Below are 452 nucleotides of genomic sequence, written 5' to 3'. Positions count from 1 at the left end.
CCTGTGCATTATCCGGATACGTGGTTCGGGCCCTGCAAATGCCGAGAGCGTATGGGGTTCGAGGGCGCGAAATGTGTGTATGAAAAGGGCAAGCGCCCTTGTGACAAGGAGAAACCTGAATCAGGGTGAATTGATTTTTCGCGACATCGGTCTGGGTGTCAACAAGCATGGCCAGTGCCCGCTGCTAGTGACCGGCATTGTGCTTGTCGAGGCCTCGGACCACATGCGCCTCGAAAGTAGCGTGTTGACCATTGACGGCGTGCAGCGTGACGAACTGGTACGGGGCGAGGCTAAGCTCTTGCCCACCAAGTACGATGGGTGGCGCGCTGACGATATCATCGAAGACCGTAAATGGTGTGCGGTGCACTCGCGCATCGAGGTCAAGGGCACGCGACACTGGTCGTTCACAGAGGTCGCGGAGCGCGCACTGAAGTTGATATCGAGCGCCAAGC

1 protein-coding gene is annotated in these 452 nt (G+C 58.0%); it reads left to right on the top strand.

The genetic code is table 11. The features are described from left to right. Positions 1–79: 79 nt before the first annotated feature. Positions 80–452 (top strand): hypothetical protein (locus tag AC1RPU_RS07860; RefSeq protein ID WP_481769623.1); only part of this gene is annotated, 373 nt, incomplete at its 3' end.

It is taken from the genome of Dellaglioa sp. CoH-55-MRSF-7, assembly GCF_056782235.1.
This window is presented reverse-complemented; position numbering and strand designations above follow the sequence as displayed.